The 22,132-nt window shown below is 70.2% G+C and carries 24 protein-coding genes; 14 read left to right on the forward strand and 10 right to left on the reverse strand.

Translation table 11 applies throughout. From position 1 onward, the window contains the following. Nucleotides 1–141: 141 nt before the first annotated feature. From ACTJJ4_RS17675 to ACTJJ4_RS17690, 4 genes are read right to left on the reverse strand one after another with little or no spacing between them, the layout of a single operon-like run. Complete coding sequence (locus tag ACTJJ4_RS17675) at nucleotides 142–1,272, reverse strand: acyltransferase family protein (RefSeq protein ID WP_440944539.1); 1,131 nt, start codon at nucleotides 1,270–1,272, stop codon at nucleotides 142–144. Next, a complete protein-coding gene (locus tag ACTJJ4_RS17680; protein ID WP_440944540.1) occupies nucleotides 1,269–2,282 on the reverse strand; it encodes a D-alanine--D-alanine ligase family protein in 1,014 nt (337 codons plus the stop codon). The genes ACTJJ4_RS17675 and ACTJJ4_RS17680 overlap by 4 nt, the downstream gene beginning before the upstream one ends. Continuing rightward, a complete protein-coding gene (gene alr / locus ACTJJ4_RS17685) occupies nucleotides 2,279–3,433 on the reverse strand; it encodes an alanine racemase (protein ID WP_440944541.1) in 1,155 nt (384 codons plus the stop codon). Before alr ends, ACTJJ4_RS17680 begins: the two co-directional genes overlap by 4 nt. Further along, a complete protein-coding gene (locus ACTJJ4_RS17690; protein WP_440944542.1) occupies nucleotides 3,430–4,083 on the reverse strand; it encodes a M15 family metallopeptidase in 654 nt (217 codons plus the stop codon). The genes alr and ACTJJ4_RS17690 overlap by 4 nt, the downstream gene beginning before the upstream one ends. An 88-nt stretch (nucleotides 4,084–4,171) precedes the next feature. On the opposite strand from ACTJJ4_RS17690, the gene ACTJJ4_RS17695 reads away from it, so the two are divergent. Next, nucleotides 4,172–4,837: a response regulator transcription factor gene (locus ACTJJ4_RS17695; RefSeq protein WP_440944543.1), complete on the forward strand. Its 666-nt coding sequence runs from the start codon at nucleotides 4,172–4,174 to the stop codon at nucleotides 4,835–4,837. Continuing rightward, nucleotides 4,834–5,967, forward strand: coding sequence for a sensor histidine kinase (locus ACTJJ4_RS17700; protein ID WP_440944544.1), 1,134 nt, complete (start codon nucleotides 4,834–4,836; stop codon nucleotides 5,965–5,967). Before ACTJJ4_RS17695 ends, ACTJJ4_RS17700 begins: the two co-directional genes overlap by 4 nt. Nucleotides 5,968–6,138: 171 nt before the next feature. Here the strand turns inward: ACTJJ4_RS17700 and ACTJJ4_RS17705 are convergent, their stop codons facing one another. Beyond that, nucleotides 6,139–7,674: an SDR family NAD(P)-dependent oxidoreductase gene (locus tag ACTJJ4_RS17705; RefSeq protein ID WP_440944545.1), complete on the reverse strand. Its 1,536-nt coding sequence runs from the start codon at nucleotides 7,672–7,674 to the stop codon at nucleotides 6,139–6,141. 80 nt (nucleotides 7,675–7,754) lie between these two features. On the opposite strand from ACTJJ4_RS17705, the gene ACTJJ4_RS17710 reads away from it, so the two are divergent. From ACTJJ4_RS17710 to ACTJJ4_RS17730, 5 genes are read left to right on the forward strand one after another with little or no spacing between them, the layout of a single operon-like run. Beyond that, nucleotides 7,755–8,852, forward strand: a complete 1,098-nt coding sequence (locus tag ACTJJ4_RS17710; RefSeq protein ID WP_440944546.1) for a M4 family metallopeptidase — start codon at nucleotides 7,755–7,757, stop codon at nucleotides 8,850–8,852. Further along, complete coding sequence (locus tag ACTJJ4_RS17715) at nucleotides 8,824–9,165, forward strand: protealysin inhibitor emfourin (protein ID WP_440944547.1); 342 nt, start codon at nucleotides 8,824–8,826, stop codon at nucleotides 9,163–9,165. The genes ACTJJ4_RS17710 and ACTJJ4_RS17715 overlap by 29 nt, the downstream gene beginning before the upstream one ends. A gap of 36 nt (nucleotides 9,166–9,201) precedes the next feature. Then, nucleotides 9,202–10,083, forward strand: a complete 882-nt coding sequence (locus ACTJJ4_RS17720) for a VOC family protein (protein WP_440944548.1) — start codon at nucleotides 9,202–9,204, stop codon at nucleotides 10,081–10,083. Between the two features lie 22 nt (nucleotides 10,084–10,105). Next, nucleotides 10,106–10,873, forward strand: coding sequence for a hypothetical protein (locus ACTJJ4_RS17725; protein WP_440944549.1), 768 nt, complete (start codon nucleotides 10,106–10,108; stop codon nucleotides 10,871–10,873). A gap of 24 nt (nucleotides 10,874–10,897) precedes the next feature. Next, complete coding sequence (locus ACTJJ4_RS17730; RefSeq protein WP_440944550.1) at nucleotides 10,898–11,116, forward strand: hypothetical protein; 219 nt, start codon at nucleotides 10,898–10,900, stop codon at nucleotides 11,114–11,116. A gap of 6 nt (nucleotides 11,117–11,122) precedes the next feature. Here the strand turns inward: ACTJJ4_RS17730 and ACTJJ4_RS17735 are convergent, their stop codons facing one another. Further along, nucleotides 11,123–11,626: a hypothetical protein gene (locus ACTJJ4_RS17735; protein ID WP_440944551.1), complete on the reverse strand. Its 504-nt coding sequence runs from the start codon at nucleotides 11,624–11,626 to the stop codon at nucleotides 11,123–11,125. A gap of 55 nt (nucleotides 11,627–11,681) precedes the next feature. Between ACTJJ4_RS17735 and ACTJJ4_RS17740 the strand changes: the two genes are divergently transcribed. The 3 genes from ACTJJ4_RS17740 to ACTJJ4_RS17750 all read left to right on the forward strand — a co-directional run bounded on the left by ACTJJ4_RS17740 (nucleotide 11,682) and on the right by ACTJJ4_RS17750 (nucleotide 13,796). Continuing rightward, a complete protein-coding gene (locus ACTJJ4_RS17740) occupies nucleotides 11,682–12,467 on the forward strand; it encodes a ribonuclease H family protein (protein WP_440944552.1) in 786 nt (261 codons plus the stop codon). 64 nt (nucleotides 12,468–12,531) lie between these two features. Continuing rightward, a complete protein-coding gene (locus ACTJJ4_RS17745) occupies nucleotides 12,532–13,458 on the forward strand; it encodes an SGNH/GDSL hydrolase family protein (RefSeq protein ID WP_440944553.1) in 927 nt (308 codons plus the stop codon). A gap of 41 nt (nucleotides 13,459–13,499) precedes the next feature. Next, a complete protein-coding gene (locus ACTJJ4_RS17750; RefSeq protein ID WP_440944554.1) occupies nucleotides 13,500–13,796 on the forward strand; it encodes a DUF503 domain-containing protein in 297 nt (98 codons plus the stop codon). Nucleotides 13,797–13,927: 131 nt separating this feature from the next. Here the strand turns inward: ACTJJ4_RS17750 and ACTJJ4_RS17755 are convergent, their stop codons facing one another. Next, a complete protein-coding gene (locus tag ACTJJ4_RS17755; protein WP_440944555.1) occupies nucleotides 13,928–14,920 on the reverse strand; it encodes an SRPBCC family protein in 993 nt (330 codons plus the stop codon). A gap of 1 nt (nucleotide 14,921) precedes the next feature. Continuing rightward, nucleotides 14,922–15,332 (reverse strand): ArsR/SmtB family transcription factor, encoded by a 411-nt coding sequence (locus tag ACTJJ4_RS17760; RefSeq protein ID WP_440944556.1) that lies wholly within the window; start codon nucleotides 15,330–15,332, stop codon nucleotides 14,922–14,924. 265 nt (nucleotides 15,333–15,597) lie between these two features. Between ACTJJ4_RS17760 and ACTJJ4_RS17765 the strand changes: the two genes are divergently transcribed. Next, entirely contained in the window at nucleotides 15,598–16,617 is a 1,020-nt protein-coding gene (locus tag ACTJJ4_RS17765) for an FUSC family protein (protein WP_440944557.1), read from the forward strand. 82 nt (nucleotides 16,618–16,699) lie between these two features. Here the strand turns inward: ACTJJ4_RS17765 and ACTJJ4_RS17770 are convergent, their stop codons facing one another. Further along, on the reverse strand, nucleotides 16,700–17,242 hold the full coding sequence (locus ACTJJ4_RS17770) for a hypothetical protein (protein WP_440944558.1): 543 nt from the start codon (nucleotides 17,240–17,242) through the stop codon (nucleotides 16,700–16,702). Between the two features lie 84 nt (nucleotides 17,243–17,326). Beyond that, nucleotides 17,327–18,646, reverse strand: a complete 1,320-nt coding sequence (hisD, locus tag ACTJJ4_RS17775; protein ID WP_440944559.1) for a histidinol dehydrogenase — start codon at nucleotides 18,644–18,646, stop codon at nucleotides 17,327–17,329. 154 nt (nucleotides 18,647–18,800) lie between these two features. Here hisD and ACTJJ4_RS17780 point away from each other — a divergent pair, with 154 nt between their 5' ends. The 3 genes from ACTJJ4_RS17780 to ACTJJ4_RS17790 all read left to right on the forward strand — a co-directional run bounded on the left by ACTJJ4_RS17780 (nucleotide 18,801) and on the right by ACTJJ4_RS17790 (nucleotide 22,067). Further along, a complete protein-coding gene (locus ACTJJ4_RS17780) occupies nucleotides 18,801–19,589 on the forward strand; it encodes a nitrilase-related carbon-nitrogen hydrolase (RefSeq protein ID WP_440944560.1) in 789 nt (262 codons plus the stop codon). 62 nt (nucleotides 19,590–19,651) lie between these two features. Beyond that, complete coding sequence (locus tag ACTJJ4_RS17785) at nucleotides 19,652–21,103, forward strand: purine-cytosine permease family protein (protein ID WP_440944561.1); 1,452 nt, start codon at nucleotides 19,652–19,654, stop codon at nucleotides 21,101–21,103. Nucleotides 21,104–21,140: 37 nt separating this feature from the next. Next, complete coding sequence (locus tag ACTJJ4_RS17790; protein ID WP_440944562.1) at nucleotides 21,141–22,067, forward strand: LysR family transcriptional regulator; 927 nt, start codon at nucleotides 21,141–21,143, stop codon at nucleotides 22,065–22,067. Nucleotides 22,068–22,132: the final 65 nt, after the last annotated feature.

The following is a 22,132-nucleotide window of genomic DNA, read 5'->3' on the forward strand; positions in this document are numbered from 1 at the left end:
TAGTCCTACTTTGGGGCCATCTGGCGTTCGTGTCCGTCCGCCGCATCGCTTTCGCGCGCCGCGGCACGCCGCTTCTGAAGGACATTTGCGGTTCTGAAGGACGCCCGTGCGCCTGGCATCCTTCAGAATGTCATCCGTCCTTCAGACGCGCGCCGCCCTCCGACCGAACCGACCCAGCAGCAGCGGGTCGAACAGCGCCTCAGCCCGCATCCGCCGCAGCAGCGCGTGCGCGCCCAGGCTCGCGGCGATCACCAGTGCGGTGATCAGCAGCGGCTCGATCATCGCGAGCACGGGCCCGCGGTACACCCAGGGCTCCACGCCCCGCAGCATCCGATCCAGCAGGGCCAGCGGGATCATGTGGATCACGTAGATCGGCAGGGTCCGCCGGCCGATCCAGCGCAGCGGCGCCGCGAGCGGCTCCCACCTGTCGATCAGGGCGCACGCGCTGATACCCGCGACCACGGCGAGCGCCGACAGCAGTGTCCACACTCCGAACCACTGTCGCGCGCCCAGCAGCGACACGACCACCAGGGAGGCGGCGTAGAGCACGCCGAGCCCTGCGGCGGTCGCCCAGCTCGCGCGCGCGGCGAAGCGGCGCACCAGCCCCGGCAGGCGCAGGCCCGCCAGGAAGAAGACGACGTTCTGCACGACCTGCCAGAGGTTGCCGCTGTCGGGCAGCATCCCGGCCGCCGCGACCGCCGAGACGACGAAGCCGAGAGCAAGCAGCAAGACCGCGGGGATGCGACGAGTCACCCTGCCCACGAGCAGGTACAGCGCCAGCGCGAGCAGGTACCAGAGATTGGTCGGGCTGACCGTCAGCTGCAGGAGCAGGCTCCAGGCATCCGTCGCCCGTGCGGTGTCGAAGTCCGGCCCGGCTGCGGCGAGCGCGAAGGTCTGGATGACGACCCAGAGCAGGTACAGCAGTGCGAGCCGCAGCGCCCGGGTCGCGAGCCGCGCGCGCGTGGGCGCGAGCACCGCACTCGCCGCGAACATGCCCGAGACCACGAAGAACAGCGGCATCCGCAGCGGCAGCAGTTGGGCGCTCACCACGGTCCACATCTCCGGGACGCCGGCCGCGTCCTCCCACGGCAGGTCGGAGCTGTGCTTGACGACGACGTGCCACATCACCACGAGGATGATGCAGACCCCCTTGATCACATCCGGCCACCTCTCCCTGGCCCGGGCGGCCGCGGGAGGCATGGTCCCCGCCTTCGTCGTCCCGGCCGGAGCACCTCCGGCGGAGGATGCCGCGGTGCCGCTCCCGGCGGTCATCCTGCGATCTCCGCGCCGGCCCGCGCGTTCGCGGACTTCGCGTGCGCGGACAGCGCCGCCTCCACCAGTCGTCCGGCCAGCTCGCCGTAGCCGACCCCCGCGGCCTGGAACATGCGCGGCACCTGCGAGTGCGCCGTCATCCCCGGCATCGTGTTCACCTCGTTGAGCACCGGGCCATCCTCCGTGAGGAAGAAGTCGATCCGGGCGACGCCCGCGCAGCCGAGGGCGTCGAACATCCGCACCGCCGCCGCGGTGAGCGCCGTGCGCTCCCGTCGGGTCAGGTCCGCGGGCGTCGTGAAGCGGGCTGAGCCGTCGTACTTCGCCGCGGTTTCGAACAGCGCCGAGCCGTCCGCCGCAGAGGCGTGGATCTCCAGCGGCGGAGTCGCCCAGCGCACGCCCCCGGCTTCACGCAGCACCGAGACGTCGATCTCCCGTCCGTGCACGACCTCCTCGATCAGGATGCGGTCGTCGAACCGCGCCGCCCGCCACAGTGCGTCCTGCAGCTCACCGGCATCCGTGACCAGTGTCACCCCGTGACTCGAACCGGCCGCGACGGGCTTGACGACCACCGGGCTCTCGAACTCCACGTCGCCGATGTCGGCGCTGCCGACCAGCGCTCCCCGCGCGGTGCGGATGCCGACGGCCTCGGCGACCAGCTTGGTGGTCCACTTGTCCATGCCGATCGCGCCCGCCCGCACACCCGACCCGACCACCGGCACGCCGGCCAGGTTGCACAGCGCGGCCAGCGAGCCGTCCTCGCCGTTCAGTCCATGCAGCACGGGGAATACGACGTCGGCCCGCGCCATCGCCTCCAGCGCACCGCGCAGGGACAGCGCGGGCGACTCCCCCAGCGCGACGCCGTCACTGCACCAGCATCCGTCGCGGCCGATCGTGATCTCGTCCACGACGAACCCGGTCTCGCGCAGTGCCGCGGCGACGCCGGCCGCGCCCGCCAGCGACACCTCGTGCTCCGCACTCTGCCCGCCGCCGACCACCAGCACCCGGGTCATGCGACGGTCCTCGCCACTCGCGCACCGATGCCGGTGACGACGGTGTGCGGGATGGTCCCCGCCCAGTCGGCCCACTCCTGCACGGTCGGGGCGACCCCGCCGGGCCCGAAGAGGGTCGCGACGCTCCCGCGCGGGTACGACACGTCACCGGTGTCGATCACGATCTGGTCCATCGACACCCGCCCCACGACACGATGCCTCCTGCCGCCGATCTCCACGCACGCGTCACGGGACAGCTCCCTCGGTATGCCGTCGGCGTAGCCGACCCCCAGCACCGAGATGCACGTGCGCCGATCCGTGACATGCGCGCCGCCGTACCCGATCGGGGTGCGCGCGTCGACCTCCGCGCTGTGCACGACCGGTGCCGTGAACCGTCCGGCGGGTGCCAGCTCCACCGTGCGGGACGGGTCGATGCCGACCAGCCCTGCGCCGACCCGCACCAGGTCGAAGCGGGTGGACGGATCGCTCAGCGCCGCCGAGGTCGCACCGAGATGCGCGATCAGCGGGGCCAGACCCGCGCGCAGGGCGGTGTCGCGGGCGTGCCGCAGACGCATCACCCACGGCACGTTCGCCCGAGGATCGGCCAGGTCCGCCTGCGGCAGGTGCCCCATCACCCCGACGATCCGCAGGAGCCCGGCATCCCGTCCGCGACGTGCGAGCTGCAGCATCCGATCCCAGTCGCGCACGGGGCAGCCGCCCCGCGCCATGCCGGTGTCGAGGTGCAGATGCACGCGCACGCGCGCCCCCTCGTCGACGAGACGGGCCGTCGCGGCATCCTCGATCAGCTCGGCGAGCTCGTCAACGGAGCCGACGGCGACGTCGATACGGTTCCGCGCCGCGGCGACCACGTCGATCCCGGCCGGATGCAGCCAGGCGAGGATCGAAGTCCCGATCCCGCTCCCGCGCAGCAGGGCGCCCTCGGTCACGTCGGTGACCCCCAGCCACTCGGCTCCCGCGTCCACGGCCGCATTCGCCACGGCGAGCGCGCCGTGGCCGTACCCGTCGGCCTTGACCACAGCCATGACCGGTCCTCCCGTGCGCATCCGTCGCAGGTTCTCGGCGACGGCACCCCGGATCAGCTGCAGCGTGGGCCCCTCGAAGCGCGTGGCTGTCATCTCGTCCACTCGTCCCTCCTCGATCAGCACGCTCATCGCCTCCGCTCCGTGGGATCGCGCAGCATCCGCGGACACCCTTCTGCGGACGCCTTCGCGCGCAGCTCGAAGTGCCAGGGCTCGTTGCCGTAGATCTGGCACAGCCCGAAGGCGGCGCCGTGGCGTCCCAGCCAGTCGGCCGCCTTCCACGGGCCGATGTCGGCGGCGTCGCCGGAGACGTGCTCGGAGGCATCGGCGGTCGCCACCCAGCGCGCGGCCTCCTCCGCCGACCCGTACTTCTTCACCGCGTCCTCCAGCAGCCGGTCCTGGAACTCCCGCGACCGCCAGCCGCTGTTGACCCTCAGCTCGACCCCGTCGGCCGACGCCGCGGCGGCGGCACGACGCAGCGCCGCGAGCAGCTGGGGATCGAGGTTGGTCACGGCGGGCACGTCGTCGTCCACGCCCGCCGGCCTGCCCTCGGCGATCAGCCCGTCTGCCGCCGTGATGCGCCCGTCGTCGTCGGCACCGGCCTGCTTCACCGGCGCCTCCTGCTGCACCTGCCCGGTCTGCGGCGGCGGGCTGGTGGAGGCGGATGCCCCGGTCAGGGCCTGCTGCACCACGAAGACCACGGCGATCAGCGCGACCACCAGGGTGGCGAAAAGAGCGGCGGCCCGTCGGTTGCGCCGGGCCTCGGCGGCAGATGAGTTCATGCTGACCAGTCCACGCGCGCGCCCGTTGCGAGGACGTATGCGCTTTTCGATATGTTCCCGATATGCGCCGGTGCGTAGGATCCTTCACATGCGCGTGCTGATCGTCGAGGACGAGCCCTATCTCGCGGAGGCCATCCGCGACGGGCTCCGTCTCGAGGCGATCGCCGCCGACATCGCCGGCGACGGCGACACCGCACTCGAGCTGCTGAGCATCAACTCCTACGACCTGGCGGTGCTCGATCGGGACATCCCCGGGCCCTCCGGCGACGAGGTGGCGGCGTGGATCGTTGCGTCCGGCAGCGGCATCCCGATCATGATGCTGACCGCGGCGGACCGCCTGGACGACAAGGCGTCCGGTTTCGAGCTGGGCGCCGACGACTACCTCACCAAGCCGTTCGAGCTGCGAGAGCTGGTCATGCGGCTGCGCGCGCTGGACCGCCGCCGCGTGCACGCGAGGCCGCCTGTGCGCGAGATCGCAGGCCTGCGTCTGGACCCGTTCCGGCGCGAGGTCTTCCGCGACGGCAGGTACGTGGCGCTCACCCGCAAGCAGTTCGCGGTGCTGGAGGTGCTCGTGGGCGCCGAGGGCGGCGTGGTGAGCGCGGAGGAGCTGCTGGAGCGCGCCTGGGACGAGAACGCCGACCCGTTCACCAACGCCGTGCGGATCACGGTCTCGGCGCTGCGCAAGCGGCTCGGCGAGCCCTGGGTGATCGCGACCGTTCCGGGCGTCGGCTACAGGATCGACGCCGACGCATGACGGCGCCGGTGTCCCCTCGCCGCCGCGGCCTCAGCGCGCGGATGAAGCTGACGCTCAGCTACGCCGGGTCGTTCGGCATGGCGGGCGCGCTGATCGTGGCGGCCGGCTGGACCCTGCAGCTGCTGCGCAGCTTCATCCCCACCCTGGATGCGCTGCTGCACACGGCGATCCCGTGGCAGCTGCGGCAGTTCCTGGCCGACTACCTGATCCCGGGGTCGGTGGGGATCATCGTCGTGCTGCTCGCGATCGGCTTCCTGTGGGGCTGGTTCGTCGCCGGCCGGATGCTGGCGCCGCTCGAGCGCATCGGGGAGATCGCCCGGCTCGCCGCGCAGGGGGATCTCTCGCGTCGGGTCGCCCTGGAGGGCAGGGGCGACGAGTTCCGCGACCTGGCCGACGTCTTCGACATGATGCTCGACCGCATCGAGGCGCAGGTGGCCGAGCAGCAGCGGTTCGCGGCCAACGCCTCGCACGAGCTGCGCACGCCGCTGGCGATCATGCGCACCCAGCTGGAGGTGGCGCAGGCGGACCCGGATCGGGATGCGGATGCCGTGCTCGCCCGGCTGCATCAGGTGAACGGGCATGCGATCGATCTGACCGAGGCGCTGCTGCTGCTCGCGCGCGCCGACGGGCAGGCGTTCGATCGCGAGCCGGTGGATCTGTCGCTGCTCGCCGAGGAGGCGGTGGAGACGCTGCTGCCGCTGGCCGAGCGCCGCGGGATCGTGATCGAGTCGGCCACCGACCCCGGGTTCGTGGTGGGCTCGCCGACCCTGCTGCAGCAGCTGATCACGAACCTGCTGCACAACGCGATCGTGCACAACATCCCCGAGAACGGGCGCATCGGGCTGCGGATCTCGACGACCGAGTCCTCGGTGCTGCTGGCGGTCGCGAACACCGGTCCGCGCATCCCGGATGCCCTGCTCGCGACGCTCGCGGAGCCCTTCCAGCGCGGCGCGGGTCGCACTCGGCGCACGGACACGCAGCCGCTCGACGCCCCGGGCGAGCAGCGCGGCCTGGGGCTCGGACTGGCCATCGCGCAGAGCATCGTCCGCGCGCACGGCGCCCTGCTGCGCCTCACCGCCCGCCCCGAGGGCGGCCTGCTCGTGGAGGCCTGGCTGCCGCGGGCGCGGTGATGCTGGGCATCCGCCCGTTCGGGCCCGGGCATCCGACCCTTCGCGGCGTCCGAGTCGTCCCGATCTGCGGGGCCTGTCCCGATCTGCGGGCGAGTTCGAGCGGACCTTCAGCAGATCGTGACTCTGTCCGCAGATCGGGACGCGCTCACCGCCTCCGCGGCCCGGCGCGGCTCACCAGGGGCTGGGCTCGTAGTCCTTCAGGAACACGCCGTGCAGGTCCACCCCGGCCTCGCCCTGCACGATCGGGTCGTACACGCGCGCGGCGCCGTCGACCAGGTCGAGCGGGGCGTGGAAGCCCTCCTCGGCCAGACGCACCTTCGTGTAGTGCGGACGCTCGTCCGTGATCCATCCGGTGTCGACCGCGGTCATCAGGATGCCGTCGGTCTCGAGCATCTCGCCGGCACTGGTGCGCGTGAGCATGTTGAGCGCGGCCTTGGCCATATTGGTGTGCGGGTGCCCTGGCCCCTTGTACCGGCGGGAGAACTGCCCCTCCATTGCCGACACGTTCACGATGTACTTGCGACGCGCGGTGGACGCGGCCATGGCCGGCCGCAGTCGGCTGATCAGCAGGAAGGGCGCCGTCGTGTTGCACAGCTGCACCTCGAGCATCTCCAGCGGGTCGACCTGGTCGACCGACTGCACCCAGCTGTTCACGCGGTTGATGTCGGGCACGAGACCGCCGGCATCGATCGCGGTGCCGTCGGCGTGCTTCTCCAGCGACGAGGAGCCGGGCGCCATGGCGAGCCGGGCGAGATCCTCGGCGGTCAGAGCCTGCCCGCCCTGCTCGGCGACGGTGCCGCCGAGGGCGGCGACCGAGAGCAGCGGATGCGCGTCGACCGATGCCTGCAGCGCCTGCGGATGCGGGTCGGCGGTGTGCCCGAAGGTCTCCATCTCGGGCAGCGGTCCGTTCGGGAGCGGCTGGAGCTCGGCATCAGCCAGCAGGGAGTACGCACCCGGCGAGCGCCGCACGGTCTGCGCGGCGTTGTTGATGAGGATGTCGAGCGGCCCCTGCGCCGCGACGGAGTCGGCCAGTGCGATCACCTGGGCGGGGTCGCGCAGGTCGATGCCGACCACGCGCAGCCGGTGCAGCCAGTCGGCGGAGTCCGGCAGAGAGGAGAAGCGGCGCACGGCGTCGCGCGGGAAGCGGGTCGTGATCGTGAGGTGCGCGCCGTCGCGCAGCAGCCGCAGCGCGATGTGCATGCCGATCTTCGCCCGGCCGCCGGTCAGCAGCGCGCGCTTGCCGGTCAGGTCGGCGTGGGCGTCGCGCTTGGCGTGGCTGAACCGCGCGCAGTCGGGGCAGAGCTGGTGGTAGAAGGCGTCGACGAGCGTGTACGGCTTCTTGCAGATGTAGCAGTTGCGGGGCTTGAGCAGCTCGCCCGCGATCGGTGCGTCGACCACGCTCGTGGCGAGGTCGAGCCCGCGGGTCTCGTCGTCGATGCGGTCGGGGGCACCGGTCGCGGTGCGCGCGACCACAGCCTTATCGGCCTCGGCGATGGCGTCCCGGATCTCCTTGCGGCGGGCGCGCTTGACGGCGCGGAACATCTTGCCGGTGGCACGGCGGACGGCGATGTAGTCCGGATGCTGCTGATCGACCTGATCGAGCTCGGCGAGCACCTTGAGCGCGATGGCGAGCTCATCGGGGTCGATGCCGGAGGGCGCGAGCGGCTCGGCTTCCGCGGTCCCTGAGCCAGACAAAGGGTCGGTCATTGGGCCGATTCTACCGGCCGGACCTGGACGCTCCGGAGTGGGGCTGACCGTTGTCGGAAGCCCGGCGTATGGTCGGCCGTATGAGCACCACCGGAGTTGCAGAAGAGTCCATCCATCAGGGGATCGTCCCGGGCTACCTGCTCGCGCGACTCGCCCGTTCGAGCCAGTTCACGCACGCGGCCGAGGCCGCACGGCAGACCCTGATCAAGGGGCGCCCGGAGTACCGCGCCACGCTCGAGCTCTCGGTCGACTCGAACGGCGACCTGATCGCGGACGTGCAGGCGGCCCCCACGCGGACGGTGTACGACACGCACAACACCGAGCAGCTCCCCGGCGACAAGGTGCGCGGCGAGGACGACCCGGCGGTCAAGGATGCCGCGGTGAACCAGGCCTTCGACGGTCTCGGCGACACCTTCCGGATGCTGCTGGGCGCGTTCCAGCGCGACTCGCTAGACGGTGGAGGCGCCCCGCTGAACGCGACCGTGCACTACGGCGAGAAGTACGACAACGCGTTCTGGAACGGCTCGCAGATGGTGTTCGGCGATGGCGACGGCGAGGTGTTCACGGGCTTCACCGGATCGGTCACGGTGATCGGGCACGAGCTCGGCCACGGTGTGATCCAGACGACCGCCGCGCTGGAGTACCAGGGCCAGTCCGGGGCGCTGAACGAGTCGTGCGCCGATGTGTTCGGGGCGCTCACCGAGCAGTACACCAAGGACCAGAGCGCCGACCAGGCGAGCTGGCTGATCGGCGAGGGCATCTTCACCTCGGCCGTGCAGGGCCGGGCGCTGCGCGACATGCTGCACCCCGGCACGGCATACGACGACGACGAGCTCGGCAAGGACCCGCAGCCGGCCGACATGACGCACTACGTGCGGACCACCGAGGACAACGGCGGCGTGCACATCAACTCCGGCATCCCGAACCGCGCCTTCGCGCTGGCGGCCACCGCGATCGGCGGCAAGGCCTGGGAGACGGCCGGTCTGGTCTGGTACCGCGCTCTCACCGGCGGGCTGTCGGCGACCGCCGACTTCACAGAGTTCGCGCAGGCGACCATCACCGCTGCCGCCGACATCGGGGCTAGCGTGGAGACGGCGGTGCGCGACGCGTGGATCGCCGTCGGAGTGGTTGAAGGCGGAGTGATCAAGGATGCCTCAGCAGATCGAGCCCCCGAGTGACGGATCGGATGCCACAGGCGATGCGGACCGCATCGTCATCGCCGTGGTGCGCACGGGCGGGATCGCCGGGCTCCGCCGTCGCTGGCGCGTCGAGCCCGATCCGGAGCAGACCCCGGAGTGGGTCGCGCTGGTCGAGCGCTGCCCCTGGGACGAGCACCCGGACCCGGCGGTGCAGACCGGAGCGGATCGCTACGTCTGGAGCATCCATGCCGTCATCCACGACACGCAGCACGAGCAGGTGCTGCCGGATGCCCTGCTGCACGGCGCCTGGCGCGAGCTGGTCGACGCCGTCCGCGCCGCCGACACCGACTGAACCCCGATTCCCGCCCCCGCTGAAGGACAGGACCGCATGACTCAGAAGATCGTTCCCAACATCTGGTTCAACCGCAACGCAGGCGAGGCGGGTGAGTTCTACGCCGCGGCGCTGCCGAAGACGAAGGCGCACGTGGCCATGCGCTACCCCGACGAGCTGCCGCCCTCGCAGGCGGGCATGGAGGGGCAGCCGGTGGTGGTCGACGTCGAGGTCGACGGGTTCCATCTCACCCTGATCAACTCCGACGACACCTACCGGCCCACCCCCGCGATCTCGTTCATCCTGAACTTCGATCCGCTGATGTTCGACGGTGACGCGGATGCCGCTCGCGCGGCGCTCGACGCGACCTGGGACGCGCTGTCCGACGGGGGCGCCGCGCTCATGCCGCTCGGCGAGTACCCGTTCAGTCCGTGGTTCGGGTGGGTGGCCGACCGGTACGGCGTGAGCTGGCAGCTGATGCTCACCCGGCCCGAGGGCGAGCCGCGACCGTTCGTGATCCCGCAGATCATGTTCGCGAACGCCGTCGAGGGCAAGGCGCGCGAGGCGGCCGAGCTGTACACGTCGCTGCTGCCGGATGCCGGTGTGGGCACCGTGATCCCGCGCCCGACCGGCGGCGTGATGTTCGGCGAGTTCCACGTCGGGGACCAGTGGTTCTCGATCATGGATTCCGACATCGCGCACGAGTTCGGGTTCACGCCCGGGGTCTCGCTCGAGGTGCGCTGCGAGGATCAGGACGAGATCGACCGGCTGTGGGATGCCCTGTCGGCCGTGCCCGAGGCGGAGGCCTGCGGCTGGCTGGTCGACCGCTTCGGCGTGAGCTGGCAAATCGTGCCCGCGAACATCGGCGAGCTGCTGTCAAGGCCCGGCGGATACCAGCGCATGCTCGGCATGAAGAAGCTGATCATCGCCGACTTCTGATCCGGTTGTCTATTCTGGTCGCGTGAAGCGACTCACCGCCGCCTCGGCTCTCATCGGACTCCTCCTGCTCACCGGATGCTCCGGCGCACCCGCCCCGGGCTCCGCCGACGCGGATGCATCCGGAGCGCCGTCGCCGTCGGCATCCGCTGTCGCGGCTGCACGGCCCGACCCGGCCGGCAGCTGCACGAGCATCGACCTGGACGCGGATACCGCGACCGGAGCCCAGCTCGGCGCGTGCTTCAGCGACGCGCTGCACGTGCTCGGCACCTTCCGCGCGAAGGTCGACACGGGGGACGAACTGCAGCAGGCCGAGGTGCGACTGCGCCCCGACGTCGCGATCCACGGCAAGACCACGGGAGCGGATCCCAACGAGGTCGTGTTCGTGGATGACACCGCGTACCAGGACGACGGCGGCGGCTGGGTGAAGGGAGACCCGGACTCCGACGACCCCGAGAAGATGATCATCGGCCAGGCCGGCCGGCTGCTCGTCGCGGTGTTCGCCGGCGATGTGCTGCGCCAGTCGGTGGAGGCATGCCCGGTGTGGAACCTGCTCCCGGCGAAGGAGAAGATGACCCTCCCCGACGACATGGTCGTGGAGGCCCGGGTGTTCGAGTGCGCGGCTCCGTACGTGATGATCGGCTCGACCATCACAGACAGCCGGCTGCTGTTCGAGCAGGACTGGACGCCGGTGAGCGCCACCTACACGGCGACCGGATTCGGCCAGACCGTGCGCGCGGAGCAGTGGTGGTACGACTTCGGCGCCGATCTGGAGATCACCGCGCCGATCTGAGCGGAGCGGGGCGAGAATGGACGCATGGGACTGTTCTCGCAGAAGCAGGAGGATCCGGGCGCGTGGGCGGCACTGCCCGGTGAGCCGCTGGATGAGCAGACGAACGAGCGCCTCGACGAGGCCCCGAGCATGGACCTGATGGACGTCGGTCTGGGCGCGAAGTACACCAGCACGGTCATCCCCGTCGCGCCGCCCGCACCCGAGGCATCCGACATCGCGGAGTCCGGCGAGCCCGAGGACTGAGCGCGTTCAGGATGCTGCGCTGCGCGCGGCGGCCAGGAGCGGTGCCACGCTGTACCGGCCGGTGTCGACGGACAGCCGCACGCCGTCGTGGGATCGCACGGTGAGACGCTCCCGGCCGGCGGCCTTCTTCACCTGGAACGAGGCGATGTCACGGTAGTCGATGCGCCTCTCGCGCCCGAGGACGGTGCGGAATCGCACGGCATCCGAGAACACCTCGAGATACCAGTTGCGGTAGGCGAGCAGCGCTGCCAGCCCGGCGAGGATGACGACCACCGAGGCGATGCGCGTGGGCAGCAGCTCGGGCTTGTACTGCGGCGAGAACGCCGCCAGCGCGAGCAGCGCCCCGGCCACGGTCAGTACGGCTCCCACGAGCGGGACGAGCAGAGGCATCCGCTGCCTCCTCGTGCCCGGCTTCGCGGGCGTCACGCGCCGGAAGAAGCGGGCGACGAGGACGACGACCAGCGTGACCACGATGAGGATGATCACGGCTTTGGCGGCGAACCCGGACATCCCTCGACGATACCGACTGTCGGGCCGTGTCGGATCCACGCCCTACGGTTGAAGGATGACGATCATCGCCGCCGCAGACGGCTCCGCGCTGGGCAACCCGGGCCCGAACGGATGGGCCTGGTACATCGACGACGCGAACTGGGCTGCCGGCGGATCGCCGCACGGCACCAACAACCAGGGTGAGCTGCAGGCGGTCCTCGAGCTGCTGCGGGCGACGGCGGGCACCGATGAGAAGCTGCTCATCCACTGCGACAGCCGGTACGTGATCGACTCCGTCACCAAGTGGATGCCGGGATGGAAGCGCCGCGGCTGGCGCAAGTCCGACGGCGGCCCGGTGCTGAACCGCGACCTGCTGGAGGGCATCGACGAAGCGCTGCGCGGACGCGACGTGGAGTTCGACTGGGTGAAGGGGCACGCTGGGCATCCGCTCAACGAGGCGGCCGACGAGCGCGCCAATGCGGCTGCGAAAGCGTACCAGCAGAAGCAGGAGCCGAAGCGCGGACCAGGGTTCTCGTCGGCGTCCGACGGCGGCGCGGCGCTCGCAGGGGCGATGGCGCTCGAGGCGGATGCGCGGCCGGCCGAGGCGTCCGTGCAGCAGGCCGCTGTGCGGACGGCGCCCGCGCAGCAGGCATCCGCGCAGCAGACATCCGGACAGCTCTGGGCCGAGGCATCCGATCTTCTCGACGGTCTCGACGACGTGTCGACGGGCTCGGGGAGCCGGCGCGGGTTCGACCCGGTCGAGCTGACCGTCACCCTCACGGCCGACGAGCACGCGCGGCTGCGCGACCGGGCGGATGCGCAGGGCGTCTCGCTGCAGGAGGCGCTGCGCCGGCTGATCTGACGCGCACGGAGAAGTCCGTGACAGCACCGATGCCCCTGCGGTCGCGCAGGTCTAGCTTGTGCGCATGAGCGCCAGATTCCCCCGATTCGGCCGCACCGCCCGCTTCGCGACCGACCCCGTCCTCCGCGCGGATCCCTTCGGATCCGCCACGGCATCCGCCGCGCTCCCGCCCCTCCGGCGGGTGCTCGTCCTGATCGCCGCCCTCGTCGCGGCCGCCCTGCTCGCCGTCGGAGCGGCAGCCCCGGCATCCGCCGCAGGCAAGGGCGGAAACGGTGGAGGCGGAGGAGGAGGCAAGCCGACATCGTCGGTGACCTACTCCGCACTCGGCGACTCGTACGCCGCCGGGCAGGGAGCGGGCAGCTATCTGAACACGACCTGCTACGTCAGCTCGAAGGGCTACCCGGTGCTGATCGACGCCAGCCGGACGATCACGCTGAACTCCGAGCCCGCCTGCTCCGGCGACTCGAGCCTCGATGTCGTGAGCCGCCAGGTGGCGCTCGTGCCGGTCACGACCGCACGCGTCACGCTGACCGTCGGCGGCAACGATCTCGGCTTCTCGACCGTGATGCAGGACTGCTTCGTGCTGGTCAGCCGAACCGCGTGCGACGCCGACCTGGCGACCGCGAACTCGATGATCAGCGGCGGCACGATCGCCTCGCGCATCACGGCCGCCGTCACGGCGATCCGCACCCGCGCGCCGGGCGCCAAGGTGATCGTGACCGGCTACCCACGGCTGTTCGCCCCCACGGTGACCCGCCCGTACGCCCAGCAGGTGAACACCAGCACCACGGCTCTGAACGCCGCGATCCGCACCGGCGCGACCGCGGCGGGTGCGGTGTACGTCGACGTCGAGGCGGCGTTCGCCGATCACGGCATCGGCAGCGCGAGCCCGTGGATCAACGACTGGAACTGGTTCGACTTCTCCGCAGGGTTCCACCCGAACGCCAGCGGATACGTCGCGTACCAGGGGCGGATCGCACTGGCCTGGTGAGCTCGGGTCCCACCCGATCCCAGGGCTGTCAGACTGACAGCATGTGGATCGGGTGGGTGGAGTTCGACATCCTGCTCGGCGACGTGCACTCCCTCAAGCAGAAGCGCAGCGTGATCAGGCCGATCATCGCGGACCTCGCGCGGCGCACCGAGGCGGCCGTGGCCGAGGTCGGCGCGCAGGATCTGCACCGCCGCACCATGATCGGCGTCTCCGTCGTCGCCACGCACGCCGGTCACGTCCGCGATGTGCTGGATCAGGCCGAGCGGATGCTGGTGGACCAGCATCCGGAGATCACCCTGCTGTCGGCGCGACGCGGACTGCACTCCAGCGAGGACTGAGCTCCGCGGCATCCGCCCTTCCCGCGGCACACTCTCGCACCGGCGTCCGCTCCCGCGGGCGTCCGCTCGCAGAAACGCACAGCTCCGCAGGAATCGGCGGGATCCCTGCGGAGCTGTACTGATCTACGGAGTTACGCGACGGACTCGCCCGCGAGCACCGTCGACTCGAGGCGCTGGTACGACGCCTCCATGCCGTCGGTCATGCCGGTGGCGAGGATGCCGTCGCGGGTGTCCTTGTCGGGGAACTCCATGATCACGGTGATCAGGGTCGCGCCGTCCTCCTCGTAGAAGCTCACGTCGCTGAGGACGTCGGGGCCGTCGGTGCCCTGCATCCGCTCGCTCTGCACCGCACGGCGCGGGGCGTCGACGACGAGCATCTCGCCCTCGAACCCGAACGGCTCGCCCTCGTTGTCTCCGACCGGTGCCCACGAGTTGCGGTAGCGGTCGCCCGCCTTCAGGCCGACCTCGCACTCCGTCATCTCCCAGCCGTCGGGGCCGAGCATCCACTGCTTGATCAGGTCGGGCTCGGTGTAGGCGCGCCAGACCAGGTCGCGCGGGCCGTTCACGAGCCGGGTGATGCTGATGTGCGTGTCGTCGAGGAACTCGACGGTGGTGCCCTTGCCCTCGGCGTACTCGCGCAGGTCGCGCAGCACGGCGTCGATCTGCGACATGGCCATGCGGGTGCCCTCGATCACGCCCATGGCGATGACCTGCTCCAGCGCCTCGAGCGAGTCGAAGCGGCTGGACGTCACCATGCGCGTGCCGTCGCTGGTCGGCTCGAACGTGAAGTCCATGCGCATGGCGGGGAGATCGCCGTTGGGCTTGCCCTCGTCGTCGCTGAAGCCGTCGAGCACGCTGAACCGGTGCGGCTCCTCGATCTCGAGGAACTCCCAGTAGGCGCGGTGCCGCTCGCCGTGGGGGCCGGTCATGGCGTAGTCCGCGCGTCCGCCGACCGTGTGGTCCCAGGTGAGGAAGGTGGCAGGCCAGCTCGGCGGGCCCCAGAAGCGCTCGAGCTGACGCGGGTCGCTGTAGGCGTGCCAGACGCGCTCGATCGGTGCCGCGAACTCGGCGGTGACGGTGAGGGTCAGGTTCTCGGTGTCGGCGTTGATGTCGATCACGGGCATGTCATGCTCCTTGGTTCTTGTCGGTGTCTTGGATCTTGTTCGTGAGGTCGGATGCCGATGGTGCCGCCGCGTTCGAGGCGTCGCCGGCGAGCAGATCGTCGAGCCGGGCGATGCGTGCCCGCCAGAGCTCTTCGTATCGGGCGAGGAGCGCCCGCGCACGGGCGATCATCTCGGGATTCGCGCGGACGAGCCGCTCGCGTCCCTCGGCGCGCTTGACGATGAGCCGTGCCTCTTCGAGCACGGCCACGTGCTTCTGGACTGCGGCGAAGGACATGTCGTAGTCGCGGGCCAGGTCAGAGACCGACTGCTCGCGCTCGATCGTCCGGCGCAGGATGTCGCGCCGGGTCGCCGTCGCCAGTGCATGGAACACACGGTCGATCTCCGCTTCGCTGAGCTCAATTTGTACAACCATTTGGTTGTACGTTATGCGAGGCAGGCGGCGGTGTCAAGAGTCTTCTCGGCCGACGATCAGTCCGAGATCGTGGCGGCGCTGAAGAAGCTCAAGTCGGCGTTCACATCCGAGACCCCATGACGTTCTGAAGGACGGATGCAGGTCTGAAGGATGCTGAGGTCTCAAGCATCCTTCAGAAGCGCGAACGTCCTTCAGAAGTGACCCGCAGCGTCATCACGGCGGCTCGCCCTCGGCAGTGGCACCGCACGATGTCTACGCTTGAGATGTGGCTGATTCTCGCGGGCGGGTGTGGACGGGCGTGATCAGGGTCGCCCCTTCGCGCGGCGACCACCGTGTCGCGATCCGAGCCGCGGTCAGCGTCGGCGTCCCCCTGCTGATCCTCTGGGCGATCGGGCGCCTCGACCTCAGCATCTACGCCAGTTTCGGATCGTTCGCGGCGCTCTACGGACGCGGCGACGTCTTCTCGGATCGCCTGCGCATGCAGGCGAGCGCCGGGGGCGTGCTGCTGCTGGCGATGCTCGCCGGCAGCGCGCTGTCGTTCCTCCGCGTGCCGGCGCTCGTCGCCGTCATCGCGGTCGCCGTCGTCGCATCGCTGGTCACGCTGCTCGCCTACGCGATGCGCTGGCATCCCCCTGGGGCGCTGTTCGCGGTGTTCGCGATCGGAGCCACCGCCAGCATCCCCGCATCCGATGCCGCGTTCGCGAACGTGCTCGTCGTGGGCGTGGGGAGCGTGCTCTTCGCGCTGCTGGTGACGACGCTGTTCGCGGCAGCCAGAGATCGGGCCCTCCCCGAGATCGCCCCCGCTCAGGCTCGGCAGCGGATCGGCGGCGTCGCCTGGGAGATGGCCGTCACGGTCGGTGCCGCCACTCTGCTCGCCGGCGCGATCGGGCTGCTGCTCGTGGGAACGCACTGGTACTGGGCGATGGTCGGGGCGGCCGCCGCCGTCAGCGGTGCACACGTGAACGCGCGGATCATCCGGGGGATCCAGCGCCTGGTCGGCACGCTGGTCGGAGTACTGGTCGCGGCCGGCATCCTCGCCCTGCACCTGCCGCCACTGGTCGTCGTCGCGCTCGCGGTGGTGTTCCAGGCCTGCGCCGAGATGTTCGTGGGACGCAATTACGGCATCGCGATGGTCTTCGTCACGCCCCTCGCGCTGCTCATGGTGGAGCTCGCCGCGCCGACCTCTGTCGACGCGCTGCTCAGGGACCGGATGCTCGAGACGGTCATCGGCGTCGCGGCGGGAACCCTGATCGCGGTCATCTCCGCGGCACTGCGCCGAAGGTAGTCGACGCGGTCCTGCGGTCGCACCGCCCGAACAGCGTGCAGCAGCGACACTACCGAGACGCACATCAGCACGATCCCCAGTCTCACCCCGACAGCTCGCCCGGCAGCGGCCAGCGACCGCGGGCCTCCTTGAACCGGATCGCCGCGAGCAGGGGCGACATGTCGTACATGGCGGGATTCAGGGCGAGCTTGGCACCGTTCGACGCCGTGATGCGCAGGTTCGGCTGCCCGTTCACCTCGGTCATCCTGTAGTCGACGATGTCGCTGTAGATGATCCGTCCCTCACGCCCGAGGACCGTCCGATAGTGCACGGCGTCCCGCTCCGGCGCGACGTACCAGTTGCGGTACGGCATCAGGAACAGCACTCCGCCGAAGAGGATCGCGACGGAGGTGATCCGGAACGCGGTGGGGTCGTCGGCGTCGTCCGAGGTGAAGGCCACCAGCGACATCAGCACGCCGAGGGCGAGCAGGATCCAGCCGAAGACGGCGACGAGTCTCGGCATCCGCTGCCGATCCGGATGCTGTTTCGAACCGTTCGGATGCCGCCGCATCCACCACGCCACGGCCGGGACGAGCGCCACCACCACGATCAGCAGGACGACCTTGGTCAGTACGACGGTGCTCATGGTCCGACGGTATCGGTCCTGCGGAGCGATACGATGCGTCGCACCGGGCGCCGAAGTGATCCCGGCCCCCGGTGCGAGCGAGTGTCAGTCCCGGTAGGTCGCGAGTCGACGGGTGGCCGTGGCGCTGTGCGCGGCCATGCCCTCGGAATCGGAGATCACCTGCACGGCGTTCGCGAGTTCGGGGGTCGCGGGCTTCGCGATGCGCTGATAGGTCAGCGGCTTCAGGAACCGGGACACCGACAGGCCTGCCGAGTGCTTGGCCCCACCCGCGGTGGGCAGCACGTGGTTCGTGCCGGCCATGCCCTTGTCGGAGTACGCGACGGTGCTCCACGGCCCGATGAACAGCGAGCCGTAGTTGTGCAGCCGGTCGTGGTACCAGTCATCGTCGCCGGTGATCAGCTCGAGGTGCTCCGGAGCGAGGTCGTCCATCAGTGCGGCGGCGGTCTCACGATCCTTCGCCACGGTCACGACGCCGTAGTCGCGCCAGGCGGCACCCGCGATCTCGGCGGTGGCCAGTGTCTCCAGCTGCGCGTCGATCGCCGCGATGACTGCGCGCCCGTGCTCTTCGGAGGTCGTGACGAGAGCTGCGGGCGAATTCGGACCGTGCTCGGCCTGACCGAGCAGATCCGCGGCGACGATCTCGGGATCGGCCGTCTCGTCGGAGATCACGGCCACCTCGGAAGGCCCGGCGAGCAGGTCGATCGCGACCGTGCCGAAGAGCTGGCGCTTCGCCTCGGCGACGAAGGCGTTGCCGGCGCCGACGAGCATGTCGACCGGCAGGTCCCCGAGCAGGCCGTACGCCATCGCGGCGAGCGCCTGAACACCGCCGAGCACGAAGACGCGATCGACCCCCGAGAGGTGGGCGGCGTAGACGACGGCGTCGTTCGCCCCACCGTCGGGCTGCGGCGGCGTGCACGCGATGACGGTCGGAACCCCTGCGGCCTTGGCTTCGCCCACGGTCATGAACGCGCTCGCGGTGAGAGGGAACCGGCCCGCGGGAAGGTAGGCGCCCACGCGCGAGACGGGGATGTAGCGCGCGCCGGTGATCAGGCCGGGGACGAGCTCCGTCTCGAAGTCCGCGAGGTGCTCGCGCTGCTTGCGGGCGAACGCCTGGGTGCGCTCGGAACCGAGTTCGATGGCGGCACGCAGGTCCGCGGGCAGGCGGTCGCCACTGGTCGCGATCTGCTTCGCGGACAGCTCGATATCTCCGCCGTCGTAGCGGTCGAGCTTGCGCGCGTAGTCGAGAACGGCATCCATGCCGCGCTTCTGGATATCGCTGAGCATCGCCGAGACGGTCTCGATGACCGCAGGGTCGCGCTGCGCGGCGGGAGCGTCGATGAGGGGGGTCTTGAGGTGCTGGAAGGAGCCGTCGAGGCTCTGCAGCACGGGTGAGCTGTAGCGCATGTCAGCAGGCTACGAGCATCCCGCACATCGGACAAGGTGGCAGATCACGAGGGGAACCACAGGTTTTACCTTTAGCTGATTCAACGGGGAACCCGTTGGGAGCCATCGCCACGTGCGCGTTGCCGAGCGGACGGCCCGGCCTTAGCGTGGCCCTATGCCCACAGTCGCGGCGGTCAGTCCGGCCATCGTCTTCGGTGAGATCGAACGCAACCTCGAGTCGATCGTCACCGCTGCGGTCGAGGCCGCCCATCGCGGCGCCGAACTGATCGTCATGCCGGAGCTCGCCACGAGTGGCTACGTGTTCGACAGCGCGTCAGAGGCGCGCGCACTCGCACTGCGGAGCGATGACGACCTCTTGCGCGAACTCGAACGGCGCCTCCCGGCCGAGGCGGTCACCGTGCTGGGTTACGCCGAGCGCGACGGCGACGCCCTCTACAACACCGCCGCCGTGATCGGCGGCGGCCGCCGGCTCGCCGACTACCGCAAGTCACACCTGTGGGACCGCGAGAAGACGATCTTCACACCAGGAGACCGGGCCGGGATGCTCGTCGACACCGACCACTTCCGTCTCGGCGTGGCGATCTGCTACGACAACGAGTTTCCCGAGGTGCCCCGGGGACTCGCCCTCGGCGGCGCGGCGATCCTCGCCCTGCCCGTCAACTGGCCACTCGTCCCGCGTCCTGCGACAGAGCATCCACCCGAGACCATCCAGGCGATGGGGGCGGCACGATCCTCACGACTGCCCATCGTGATCGCCGACCGGCACGGCACCGAGAGGGAAGTGCCGTGGACGGGCGGAAGCGCTGTCATCGATGCGCACGGTTGGATCGCCGCGTCGAGCCCTGACGGGATCACGACCGCGGACATCGAGCTCTTTCCCGAGGACAAGGCCATCGGCCCGCGTAACGACGTGTTCGCGGACAGACGCGCCGACCTGTACTGACCCACTACCCGAACACTCCGCGCGACCGGTGCACCCGACCGTCTGCGCCCGAAAGGATGCCCATGGACGCCGCCCCCGCCGCGCCTCGGACCGCTGCCATCGAGGTCAAGTCGATCGACTACGTGCCGCTCGACGAGCGCACCGGTAAGCCCACGTCACTGTTCCCGCTGTGGTTCATGTCGAACGCCAACCTCACCACCCTGGCGAGCGGCATGGTCGGCGTCGCGATGGGTGCCGACTTCCTGACGTCGGTCCTGGCCGTGCTGCTGGGCGCCGCAGTCGGCACGGTGTTCACCGCCTTCCACTCCGCGCAGGGGCCGCAGCTCGGTCTGCCGCAGATGATCCAGTCCAGGGCCCAGTTCGGCTATCGCGGCGTGGCAGTGATCTGCCTCGTGGTCATCGCCAGCATCGTCGGTTTCAACATCTTCAACCAGATCCTCGCGGCCGACGTGATCGTCGCTGTCACCGGCGTGGACGCGCCGCTGCTCTGGTACGCGGTCGTCACGATCCTCGCTCTCACGCTCGCGATCTTCGGCTACCACTGGATCCACCGCACGCAGAAGTGGCTCACCTGGCTGTTCCTCGCGACCTTCGGCCTGTTCTCCATACTCGCGATCTTCCTCGTGCCGCTTTCGCCGCAGACCCTCTGGTCGGGCGACATCAACTGGCCCGCATTCCTCGTGCAGTTCGGAGCAGCATCTGCATACGCACTGGGGTGGGCACCGTACGTCTCGGACTACTCGCGCTACCTGCCGCCGCAGACGAGCCCCGCCAAGGCGTCGTTCTACACGTACTCCGGCGTCTTCGTGGGCGCCAGCTGGTTGATGATCCTCGGCGCCTACGTCGCGTCCCTCTTCGCCGACGTCGACCCGATCGAGGCAGTTCGCCGCGCCGCCGATGAGATCGTTCCAGGTCTCGGCTTCGTGCTTCTCGTCGCGGCCCTGCCCGCTCTCGTCACGGTGATCACCGTGAATATCTACGCCGCCGCACTCGAGGTGATCACGACCCTCGACTCGCTGCGCGGGGTACGTGCCACCCGCAGGCTTCGCGTCATCGCGTGCGCCGTCGTCGCGGCGTCTGGATTCCTCGGCGCGGCACTGTCTTCGGGCGCGTTCCTCGCCAACTTCAGCAGCTTCCTCGTGGTGCTGCTCTACGTGCTCGTGCCGTGGACGTCGGTGAACCTCGTCGACTACTACTTCGTGCGCCGCGGCACCTACGCCGTCACCCAGATCTTCGACGCGCGAGGGCTCTACGGCGCGTGGGGGTGGCGCGGCCTCACCGCCTATGCCGCCGGCATCGTCGCCATGGTGCCGTTCGTCTCGACGGTCTGGTACGTCGGGCCCGTGGCCGCGATGCTCGGCGGAATCGACATCGCGCTGTTCGCCGGCTTGATCGTGTCCGGCGGGGTCTACGTGCTGCTCGGCCGCTCGCTCGATCTCTCCGCGGAGCGGGCACTCGCGGAGACCGACTCAGAGCGAACCGGCATCCGCGCCGTCGCCTTCGGCCGCCGTTGACCATCGTCGCCCCGGTCGCGCCCGGTATCGTTCTCGCGTGACTCTTGCTCAGCTGAGGGCGTTTCTCGCCGCGATGGACCTCGGGTCCTTCACGGCCGCCGCGGCGGAGATCGACTCCACCCAGGCCTCCGTGTCGGAGCTCGTCGCCCGCCTGGAGCGCGAACTCGGCATGCCGCTGTTCACGCGCGGAGGACGCAGGCTCGTGCCCACCGCTGCCGCGCGTGAACTGCGGCCGCATGCCCTGCGCGCAGTCAGCGCCATCGGCGAGGGCATCGGAGCGATCACCGCGCTCCGCTCACTCGACGGCGGCATCTGCACGTTCGGGGTGCTGCGCAATGCGGCGTACTACGATCTGTCCGACCTGGTGGAGACCTTCCACCTTCGTCATCCCCATGTGCGCGTGCGCCTGGTAGGCCTGAACTCCGCCCTCGTAGCCGAATCGATCGCGGCGGGCGAGATCGAAGCGGGCCTGGTCGTGCTGCCCGTCGCGGCTTCCGGGCTGGCGGTGACGCCGCTGTTCCGTGATGAGGTCGTCTATGCCTCCGCGAACCGTGCGGCGCGCGGAGGCGCCGTCGATATCGAGGAGATCGCGGCAGCGAAGCTCGTGCTCTATGACGCCTATGCGGGGTGGAACGATCCGACACGACGCCAGCTGCTGGAGCGGGCCAGGGCGCGTGGACTGGCACTCGAGCCCGCGATCGAAGTGGAACATGTCGAGACTGCACTCGGGCTCGTCGCGGCCGGCACGGTCGACACCATCGTGTCGCGCACCATCGCCGAGTCCGAGGCCTTCCCCGATGGCATCCGCACTTTCCCGCTCTCGGAACCTCTGTACGACACGGTCGCCCTCGTGCAGCGGGAGGGCGTCATCATCTCTCCCGCGACGCAGCGGCTCGCAGAGCTGGCACAGCGGATGCTGCTGGAGCGGGTGACCGAACACGGAGGACGCACCAGCCTGATCTGAGACGGACGCGGGGGGGGGGGGGGGGGGGGGGGGGGGGGGCGGGGGGTCGGCGAATGGCCGTTCGT

It is taken from the genome of Microbacterium sp. 22195, from assembly GCF_052056515.1.
In the GTDB taxonomy this organism is placed as follows: domain Bacteria; phylum Actinomycetota; class Actinomycetes; order Actinomycetales; family Microbacteriaceae; genus Microbacterium.

Coding starts and splice junctions, on each gene's coding strand:
- ACTJJ4_RS17770 (WP_440944558.1), bottom strand. CDS start 17,242: ATGAGCACCGTCGTACTGACCAAGGTCGTCCTGCTGATCGTGGTGGTG.
- ACTJJ4_RS17680 (WP_440944540.1), bottom strand. CDS start 2,282: ATGACCCGGGTGCTGGTGGTCGGCGGCGGGCAGAGTGCGGAGCACGAG.
- ACTJJ4_RS17720 (WP_440944548.1), top strand. CDS start 9,202: ATGACTCAGAAGATCGTTCCCAACATCTGGTTCAACCGCAACGCAGGC.
- ACTJJ4_RS17705 (WP_440944545.1), bottom strand. CDS start 7,674: ATGACCGACCCTTTGTCTGGCTCAGGGACCGCGGAAGCCGAGCCGCTC.
- ACTJJ4_RS17745 (WP_440944553.1), top strand. CDS start 12,532: ATGAGCGCCAGATTCCCCCGATTCGGCCGCACCGCCCGCTTCGCGACC.
- ACTJJ4_RS17715 (WP_440944547.1), top strand. CDS start 8,824: ATGCCTCAGCAGATCGAGCCCCCGAGTGACGGATCGGATGCCACAGGC.
- ACTJJ4_RS17780 (WP_440944560.1), top strand. CDS start 18,801: ATGCCCACAGTCGCGGCGGTCAGTCCGGCCATCGTCTTCGGTGAGATC.
- ACTJJ4_RS17710 (WP_440944546.1), top strand. CDS start 7,755: ATGAGCACCACCGGAGTTGCAGAAGAGTCCATCCATCAGGGGATCGTC.
- ACTJJ4_RS17675 (WP_440944539.1), bottom strand. CDS start 1,272: ATGACCGCCGGGAGCGGCACCGCGGCATCCTCCGCCGGAGGTGCTCCG.
- ACTJJ4_RS17785 (WP_440944561.1), top strand. CDS start 19,652: ATGGACGCCGCCCCCGCCGCGCCTCGGACCGCTGCCATCGAGGTCAAG.
- ACTJJ4_RS17730 (WP_440944550.1), top strand. CDS start 10,898: ATGGGACTGTTCTCGCAGAAGCAGGAGGATCCGGGCGCGTGGGCGGCA.
- hisD (WP_440944559.1), bottom strand. CDS start 18,646: ATGCGCTACAGCTCACCCGTGCTGCAGAGCCTCGACGGCTCCTTCCAG.
- ACTJJ4_RS17700 (WP_440944544.1), top strand. CDS start 4,834: ATGACGGCGCCGGTGTCCCCTCGCCGCCGCGGCCTCAGCGCGCGGATG.
- ACTJJ4_RS17695 (WP_440944543.1), top strand. CDS start 4,172: ATGCGCGTGCTGATCGTCGAGGACGAGCCCTATCTCGCGGAGGCCATC.
- ACTJJ4_RS17750 (WP_440944554.1), top strand. CDS start 13,500: ATGTGGATCGGGTGGGTGGAGTTCGACATCCTGCTCGGCGACGTGCAC.
- ACTJJ4_RS17755 (WP_440944555.1), bottom strand. CDS start 14,920: ATGCCCGTGATCGACATCAACGCCGACACCGAGAACCTGACCCTCACC.
- alr (WP_440944541.1), bottom strand. CDS start 3,433: ATGAGCGTGCTGATCGAGGAGGGACGAGTGGACGAGATGACAGCCACG.
- ACTJJ4_RS17740 (WP_440944552.1), top strand. CDS start 11,682: ATGACGATCATCGCCGCCGCAGACGGCTCCGCGCTGGGCAACCCGGGC.
- ACTJJ4_RS17760 (WP_440944556.1), bottom strand. CDS start 15,332: ATGGTTGTACAAATTGAGCTCAGCGAAGCGGAGATCGACCGTGTGTTC.
- ACTJJ4_RS17735 (WP_440944551.1), bottom strand. CDS start 11,626: ATGTCCGGGTTCGCCGCCAAAGCCGTGATCATCCTCATCGTGGTCACG.
- ACTJJ4_RS17690 (WP_440944542.1), bottom strand. CDS start 4,083: ATGAACTCATCTGCCGCCGAGGCCCGGCGCAACCGACGGGCCGCCGCT.